General features: G+C 65.4%; 2 protein-coding genes. Both read left to right on the top strand.

Going from position 1 to position 477, the window contains the following annotated elements; genetic code table 11:
- Positions 1 to 253 (top strand): hypothetical protein (locus MKK53_RS25330; protein WP_279598809.1); only part of this gene is annotated, 253 nt, incomplete at its 5' end.
- Positions 254 to 295: 42 nt separating this feature from the next.
- Positions 296 to 477 (top strand): hypothetical protein (locus MKK53_RS25325; protein WP_409564269.1); only part of this gene is annotated, 182 nt, incomplete at its 3' end.

Below are 477 nucleotides of genomic sequence, written 5' to 3'. Positions count from 1 at the left end.
GGTTGAGAGCGAGCCCACCCCGGTCGAGAGAGAGCCGACCATGCTCGTCGTGCCGGAAAGGCCCGTCGAGAGGGAGCCGACACCGGTCGAAAGGGACGCGATCGAGCTACCCGCCGCACTCAACCCAGTCGAGAGCGACCCGACACCGGTCGAGAACGATCCAACGCTGGTGGAGATGCACGTCACCGTACTCGCCGTGCCGCACGGATGCGTACAGAGGGCTGCCACGCCGGTCTATAAAGATGCCATGTAACTACTCGTCTGGCGCTAGCCAGGTGATAGCGAACCGACACCTGTGGAGAGGGACGCAATCGAGCTGCCCGCTGCGCTCAAGCCGGTTGAGAGCGAGCCCACCCCGGTCGAGAGAGAGCCGACCATGCTCGTCGTGCCGGAAAGGCCCGTCGAGAGGGAGCCGACACCGGTCGAAAGGGACGCGATCGAGCTACCCGCCGCACTCAACCCAGTCGAGAGCGACCC

This window comes from Methylobacterium sp. J-076, assembly GCF_022829405.1.
GTDB lineage: Bacteria > Pseudomonadota > Alphaproteobacteria > Rhizobiales > Beijerinckiaceae > Methylobacterium.
The sequence above is the reverse complement of the archived record's forward strand: the minus strand, read 5'-3'. Positions and strand labels throughout refer to the sequence as shown.